The sequence below is a fragment of the Pseudomonas sp. WS 5011 genome (assembly GCF_012985775.1).
Lineage (GTDB): Bacteria > Pseudomonadota > Gammaproteobacteria > Pseudomonadales > Pseudomonadaceae > Aquipseudomonas > Aquipseudomonas peli.
This window is the reverse complement of sequence record NZ_JAAQXA010000045.1, coordinates 1-7,899: the sequence shown is the minus strand read 5'-3', so window position 1 is coordinate 7,899 and position 7,899 is coordinate 1. Positions and strand designations below refer to the sequence as shown.

Annotated in this window: 4 protein-coding genes; all 4 read right to left on the bottom strand. The window is 54.0% G+C overall.

The window, feature by feature from the left end; all coding sequences use genetic code 11:
* Positions 1-795 precede the first annotated feature (795 nt).
* Positions 796-2,850, bottom strand: coding sequence for a protease Lon-related BREX system protein BrxL (gene brxL, locus HBN63_RS21070; protein WP_170050775.1), 2,055 nt, complete (start codon positions 2,848-2,850; stop codon positions 796-798).
* Positions 2,834-5,455, bottom strand: coding sequence for a BREX-1 system phosphatase PglZ type A (gene pglZ, locus HBN63_RS21065; RefSeq protein WP_170050774.1), 2,622 nt, complete (start codon positions 5,453-5,455; stop codon positions 2,834-2,836). Before pglZ ends, brxL begins: the two co-directional genes overlap by 17 nt.
* 136 nt (positions 5,456-5,591) lie before the next feature.
* Entirely contained in the window at positions 5,592-6,524 is a 933-nt protein-coding gene (locus tag HBN63_RS21060) for a nucleotidyl transferase AbiEii/AbiGii toxin family protein (protein WP_170050773.1), read from the bottom strand.
* Complete coding sequence (locus HBN63_RS21055) at positions 6,514-7,278, bottom strand: type IV toxin-antitoxin system AbiEi family antitoxin (protein WP_170050772.1); 765 nt, start codon at positions 7,276-7,278, stop codon at positions 6,514-6,516. The genes HBN63_RS21060 and HBN63_RS21055 overlap by 11 nt, the downstream gene beginning before the upstream one ends.
* Positions 7,279-7,899 lie beyond the last annotated feature (621 nt).

Here is a 7,899-nt window from a genome sequence, read left to right as displayed (position 1 = left end):
GGCATCATCTGCCGCACCACCCACTCCCGATGCTCTATCGAATAACGCGCCACACGGCTCTCACTTCCGCCCACCGACCAAGACTCATCGAATCAACTCACACGACAACTATCCTGACGCGGCGGGTTCTCTAAGCTGCCTAAACGGCAGAGAACAACATCCCCACTAACGTGGGTAATTACATCATTTCGCTCAGCTCTTACGGGCTTTGCTTTTCTCTAAACTGCCTAAACGGCAGAGAACAACACCCCCACTAACGTGGGGAATTGCATCATTTCGCTCAGCTCTTACGGGCTTTGCTTTTCTCTAAGCTGCCTAAGCGGCAGTGCAGTAACACCCCCACTAATGTGGGGAATCGCGAGAACAAATTCATAGTATCGAGCTGTCGTGCAACCGTCAACAAATAAGAATGAATATCATTTAAGTATGTTCAGTATACTAGATGACTTCAGCTGAATACCTATGATGAAACCCGATAGGCCAAGACACATCACGCCCTGATTAGCCGCTTCGAACAGCCAAGGAACGCGCTTGATGCGGCTCTATTTGGATACTGAGTTCACTCAGCTCAACCCCTTCACCTATCGGTGAATCAGCATCGCGCTGGTTGCATTAGACAGGCAGGAGTTCTATGTGACGGGCTCTTCGATACCCCGGACAACCTTGAGTTGCATACGCCAGGCAAGAACCTAACAGGGTTACGGGCCATGGCGCGGAGAAGCGGCGGCGAGCGATTTAGCGGTGTTGTCATTACAGGCCTTCGCGGCCCTCTGCGCGCTGACTAGTAGTAGTCACTCAACTTACACCCAGTGCCTTGAACGCAGCATCTACCGGATCGCTGTAGAAACTGGTTTGAAACTTGGCAAATAGCTCACCTGGCACTGTAGGGATGTCCGTCACGCTGGCCATGGGCAGCAGGATGCGTTTTGCGCCGGCATCGAAAGCCACCTGCATGCATTCGGCAAGGTTCTCTACTGGTACCACGTTGCCACCCAGGCTCATGTCCCCCAGCACCACCATCTGCGCTTGTAGTGGGCGCTGCATCAACGCTGAGCAGTAGGCAACAAAGCCCGCGAGGGTCAATGCCTTTGGGGCTCCGGTGTTATGAAGCTCAACCGCATGCAGGTGGTAGTCGTGATCACCTACTTTGGATGCCGCGCTCACGCGATTGATATTGGCTTTGAAGTAATCGAACGCAACCTTCAGCGCCTCTTTAGCTGAAGAGCTGGTTCCGAGGCCGGACATATTCAGTTTGCCGCTACCAGCCGTGATCTGGGTTTCTAGTCGGTAAAGCCCCAGGTGCCCATTGGCTCCAGTCGACACCAAGTGCATTGCTCCTGGCTTACCTTGCCCTTCGGGAATCAGCCCGCCCCCGCCCTGCTCCGGCACGCTGATGAATGTTTCCTCCAAGGTGTCGGCGTCGATGTACGAGAAGTGGACATCAAAGAATTCCATCCCACCGATTTTCTTCAGCTGCTCCTTCACCCGCCGCCGGGTCTCCAAAGCATACTCAAGGCAGCGGCGTACAGCTTCGCGGTCGTAGTCAGCGCTCGGATGTAGCAGCTTGAGTAAGCCAGAGACCGTCCGGCGCACAGCAATGGTGTCACGCTGATTGAGGTTGTTGCCCAGCTTGAAGAAACGGTCGATGGCATCAGCAAAGTTACGTTTGCGCATCTCGCGCATAAACTCGGCCAAGTAATCGGTAATCAGCCCGTAGCGATTGGTGAAAAATTCAGGGCGCATCTTCGGAACCTCCCAGCCTGGAATGTAGGCATGGAAACGGTCGAAAAACGCAGAGTCGATCATCGCGCTTGGAAACGGTGCCAGTAGGTGACTGGTCTTAACCAAGGTGTCCACCGGTTGGTTGATGTTGCCGACAAACATCATGCTCGCAGATGCTGAGATGGAATCACGCCCACGGGCGAAGGAGCCCGAGGCCATGTAGTCCTTCATGATCTGGACGCCGTCCTTGTCCTTGAACGAGATGCCTGCCACCTCATCGAAGGCAACCACATCCCACATCCCGACCAACCCGACTTGCCTGCGCGACATGTTGTAGAAGAGGTTGGCAACGGTAGTCTGGCCACCGGAAACTAGGATGCTGTTTGGGCTGACCTCCTTATAAATGTGGCTCTTACCTGTCCCCCGTGGGCCAAGCTCGCAGCAGTTATAGTTGTTCTCGACGAAGGCAATCATCCGAGTGAGCAGATGCCACTTCGTGCGCTCATTGAAATGAGCTGGTTCCATGCCGGTTGAGCGCAGCAACACATCAATCCATTCGCTTTCACTGAACGCCTTGCGCGCTTCCAGCAACGCGTCCATGTCCATGTTTGGCATCTGGATGGGCTTGAGGTCATGCACAGTGAAGGGCGAGCCTTTACCACCCTCCTCGAAGTGATAATTCATGGTCACGATGCACCAGATGCCACCAGCGAGGAGCTTCTCGAAGTCCTTGATAAAGCGACTGGGGATCTCGGCATCTTTGACACCCAGGTTCATGAATAGCGCTTGGTAGATGTCGCGACGCTCGTTCAGGCTGACTGAAACCTTGTCGATGATTTTGAAACTACCGCGCTCGCGGATCTTCGACTTAACCTTTTCGGCCTCGTCGGGGCGAACGTAGTTTTCTGCGAGGATACGCTTAACGGTTTCCAAGCCATCGGCAATGACCTCCTCGTTGTCCGAGGCGCAGTACATGCCGAGCAGATACTCAAGCACGTACACCGGCACGTTGATGCCTTCCTTCAAACGCTTGGTCAGATCCTTGCGCACCACTTTGCCGGTAAAAAATCGGTTCAGGAGAGCATCAAGATCCAGGTCAAGATTGCCGCTATCAGAAGTCAAAGTCATTGCTAATCGCCAGGTTGATACGGACATCAATTCGGAACTGCTCAACGTCAGTTTCGGCGTCTAGCAGCTTAAAGAAATAGCGCTCACTGGAAGAGAACGGACGGTTCAATAGCGTCAGAATCACTTTGCGTTGGCGCTGGTCAAGATTCTGCGAGTCGCTGTCCAGGGAAACCAGCTCCACCGCTGATACCGCCTCTCCGGCATCATCATATAGCCCTACGCGCAGCACTGCCGGCAGCACCCGCTCAGAGACCGCTTCTGTCTGCAACAGGTTGAACACATAGCGGTTGGTGGTGATAGTGAAGTTGTTACCCAGCACCGTGACCTGTGCCTTGCGCACCGCCGTGTCTTTGGCCTTCTGGCCGCGCACCTGTTGCACCTTGAGCACTGGCACAGCCACTTCCTGCAACGCAGCTCCGCCATGAATAAACCGTGCGCCACCGACAAAGTGGAAACGATTCACCCCGCGTGGTGACCAGAACATCATGTCATCGCTGATGCCTGCGGTGTTCCGGATGTAGCCAGCATGCACCTGGTCGCTAATGCCCAGGTTTCGACCAATCAGATAGCGCTTTTTCGAGACCACAGCTCCAGAGGGCTTGGTGACCAGCTTGCTCTTGTCTAAAGCCTCAAGCGCTGAATCCTGGAACAGGAAGCCGTGATCAGCGGTGACCAACACCCGATGGCCGTTCAGATTATTGATGATGCGGCTTACGATGGATTCCAACTCTTCAATAGCATCGCGGCAAGCACTGAAGGTGCTGCTTTCGGTACTTGCTGTATCACCGACGGCATCAATCTTGTTGTGATAGATGTAAATCACCCGGTACGGTTTAATCAGCTCTCGTCCATCGGTCTTGTTCATCGTCAGGAAGTCTTCGGCACGCAGGGCCAAGCCATTCACGCTGGACAGAATCTTGTTGCGAGCCTCCAGGCCATCACTGCTCAGCCCATCCACCTGTACCAAGCCCGCATCGGTGTAGCTCAGTGCTTTGTGCGGCAACAGGCTAGCCATACCGAGCTTGGTGTAGGACGGCAGCACGCCAAGTTGGCTACTTAGCTCTGCGGCGAACCGGTACTTACCATTGAGCGATTCACTCAGTTCCTGAGCCACCTCATAGCGCAGCGCGTCGCTAATCACCACGAACACCCGGCGATCTTCGCCCCCTTTCAAATAGCGATCCACCTGCTCGGTATAGAAATTTTGCTGATTGGGTACATCAGGCAATTGCCACTGTTGCAACAGACCGCCATCGACGAAGCTGCCCCACTTCTGAGCCAGTGGTTGCAGGAAGCCGTTTAAGTAGTCCTGCTCAACCCGCGAGGTCAACGGGGACAAGGCATCCGGACTGCGCGCGTATACAGCATCAGCAGCTTCGTGATACATCCGATAGAGCTGATCGAAACGATATAGCTCACCGGTATAGGCGCTGTAGCAGGCCTCAGCGGAGGCAAACGAAAATCCACCGGCGTAACGCAGCTTCAGCTCGAACAGCTCGGAGGCTGCAATCAGAGAACGGTAGTAGGCGTACCAAACCGAACGGTTGGCGTCCTCGTTATCCGGCCAGCGAGGATTAGCCCAATAACCATCCATGCGTCGGCTGGCCATATCCCGCAGCTTTAACCCAACCGCTTCGCTGGTGTTGTTGAGTACGGCATCGCGTAAGCGCTCGGCAATCTGACGCTCAACATCAACAAAGGTACTCACGGCCATCAGCGCCTCCAATGGCACCTGAGCCAGCAATTCTGTCGGGCGTAAATCTGTGGCGACTCGCTTGGACAAGCGATCATAGGCACGCTGTCGCAACGTGCTATCGCGCCACTGCGACAAGAAGACCGCGACATTGGCAGCGCGTGCGGGGTTGAGCTGGAGAGCCTTGAGGTTGGTCGGGGCCTGGGTATGCAAGGCATGCCCGATATCAGTAGCAAACAACCGCACCAGGAAATGCCGCAGGGACGGTTCGCCATGCTGATAGCCGAATGCCTGCAACATCAGTTGCCAGAAGACTGGTTGCATATCGAACTTGCAGATCGACTCCCACAGGGGGTTATTCTCCAGCTCCTCAGCTTCAGCCAACGTCGCAAAAATAGCCGTAAGCACTGCAAACAATTCAGCCTGCTCAACCTTCGCGAGCACCGCGAGGATCTTCAGATCTAGCGCCGCCTCATCGTCATCCGGATTGAGCAGGCGCTGGAGCTTGGCTAGCCGATCTTTGCTGGCGAAGAATGCGCTACGCAGCTTCAGGTGCTCACGCAAACTGTGCTGACGCAGTCCCAGTTCCTGCAAGAGCATGGACGTACGATCCGCTGCAAACGGCGCAGCATACAGTCGAATATCCAGCAACCAATCCTGCTCTGGCCCAGGGCGAACACTGTCTTCGTAAATAAGGAAAACGCCGCTCGGATTCAGCAACTCGACCTGTTGCTTGATCGCCAGCGCTGGCGTCTTCGAGCGGCGCAAAACCTGAACATTCTGCAAGGTCAGCGCTTCCAAGGTCTCGCTGAACTCGCCCATCGGATCTTCCCACCAAACCACTCGGCTGACGGCAAACTGCTGCTGTAGGCCGTCGATGATCCGTTCGATTTGTGCAGACTGCTCAGACATCAATCACCGCCTCCAGTGGGTTTATAAAACCCACCTAAAATAAACTTTCAGTGCTTTTTTAGAACAAAAAATAAACCAACCGTACAGGGATGGGTTTCCAACAAATGCGTTATGAGGAGCTTTTAACCACGGAGATTTACTGTCCAGAATTCACCATCAAACGCTGTAAAACCTGCTCCAGTCGAGCCAAGGACTCTGCACGCTTACCTTCAGCCATGGCGCGAATATTTGTAAGTTTCCAGTTAACGGCTGGCAGCTCTGAAATACCAGCCAGATCGAGCAGCGTCCAGTCAGGCTGGCCACGTTTAAGTGATAACAAAAACGCGACATCTCGATGCGCGATCTGCGCCCGAATCGCATCCATTAACGCGACCTGGGTGGCTTCGAGCTGCTCCAGACCGACCAGCTCGCGTGTCATGCCAGAAAACTCAGCTTGATAGATCTGCTTCAGAGGTTTCCAACGTGGCTCCAACAAATCGGCCATAGGTCGGCCATGGCTGATTAGATACACGAGGAAACCTTCAAAGATTTCCCGTGTAAGCCCCTCCTCCCTAAGCATCAGCATCACATCAAACAGATCACGAGGATGCTGACGGTCGAGTGCAGCGCAGATTTTACCTCCGTAGAGATCCGGCAAAGACACGACCGGCATACTGGCAAAGCCAAACTCATCCTCGACGTCTGCTACCACATCCCGCTGCACAGGCAGATGCACAGTACCGCGCAGCACCGGAGAAACCTCGACTTTGATCTGCGCCGTTGCTGAGCGCACAAGAATGCGCAGCTCATCCGGTCGATTGGTTTGCAGAGTGGCTTTGACGCCTGGCATGCCCCGCTCGACGGATGCTGCAATACGCCCCAGTGCTGCACGCGCATCATCTAAGGCTGCTTGCCGTGAAGCATTCGGCAAGTAGGCCAAGTCGATATCAACCGAAAGACGAGGCAAATTGCGCACGAATAGATTGATGGCGGTTCCGCCTTTCAATGCAAAACAGTTTTCCACCGCGACCAAGGGTAGCGTCTGCACTAAAAGACGAACCTGGGCTGCATAACGAACATCAAGAGGCATCAGCAAATTGCTCCGGCACCGTAATCAGAAATTGCTTGTCCAGACACCCACCCGCAATTAACTGCCGTTTTCCAGTACCCAGGTCGACTCGCGTCAGGTCGAGACGGGAATACCACGCATGCCCAGAATGGCGTGCCAGCAACAGAAACACCCGTTTCACACGTACTGAGCGACAGGCCTCCAGCAAGCGTTGTAAACGCCTGGGGCTCAAGGTCGCCAAACCGTTTAGCAGCTCCGCTACCGAACTGAACAATGCCTCATCTTCACTGGCGTGGATCAGCTCAAGTACCGCCCGCTCAGGACAGGAAATCTGCAACTCGAACTCGCGATGAGCAGGCTTAAAGGTTTGCCAGGCAGAGGAATCCAGCTCGCTGAAAAGATTGGCCGCAATGCAGCGAATCGACACCCCCCACTTATGTTCAGCGAACCAGCCAGGCAGTCTTAAACCAGGGGGGGCAAACAAGGTCACCACATCCTCGCCTAGCGGCAGGTAGTGGCTATAGCCTTGCAAAGCAAGGGCAGTTTGGCCGCCTGGCCAGACTTTTAAGAGGCCGTCCTGCTGCAAGCCAAATACGCCTCCCAGCCAGTCAACGCTATCGCCACGGCGCTGCCAGGCACCATGGCCAATCCGCTCAATCCAACCGGATTGCTGGTACTTACGCGCCAGGCTGCTGCCAACACCGTGCTGGTGTAACCAGCTCTGAGTGGCAATGACGCCAGACGGCCAATCTGCAATCAGATGGTTTATTTTCACGCAAAATAATCATCCAAATGACAATCCAATTAATAAATTATAAACCAGGCCTTAATTATGGCAAGCGAGAAATCTCCAAGCAGCGCCTATGCAAAATTGGGTTATCAAACCAGAGGCTGTGTCGATAGCCTGACGACTGCATAAATGATCTTCAGCGTAAGCAATAGATTCGCTCAACTGACCGACTGAGGGTACAGAATGCGAAATTGCACTCCAATTGACCATATGCTGCATTCGATCTGACCAGCTATTGCATAAGATTTGGCCAGAAGGCGGTGTAGCCATAATCTAAAAAAAGCGGCAGATGCAGTTGAAAAAGCTGATGTGCGGCTAGGCTGAGCTGGTTTTTCGTCGCATGAAAAACTTCCAAATCTAGCGCTGCTACGTGAAATTCTAGAGCTGCTCAATAACAGCAACGAATCCGATTTCAGCCTCGGCCACGTACTTTCGACGAAGAAATCGTCGAGGAGTTTTTCAACAGAATCGGCCAGAAGCAGGGCGGTTGCAGGAGCTGAGTGCAACACGGTTATTGAATTGAAGCCGGAGCATCATGCCGCATAGCCAAGGCTTCCTGCATCACCTCTCCCATGACTTCGATCGGGCATTTGAAATCGAAGCGCT

Bases quoted from the DNA above. Each gene is read 5' to 3' on its own strand.
- brxL (WP_170050775.1), bottom strand. From the start codon at position 2,850: ATGACTTTGACTTCTGATAGCGGCAATCTTGACCTGGATCTTGATGCT.
- HBN63_RS21060 (WP_170050773.1), bottom strand. From the start codon at position 6,524: ATGCCTCTTGATGTTCGTTATGCAGCCCAGGTTCGTCTTTTAGTGCAG.
- pglZ (WP_170050774.1), bottom strand. From the start codon at position 5,455: ATGTCTGAGCAGTCTGCACAAATCGAACGGATCATCGACGGCCTACAG.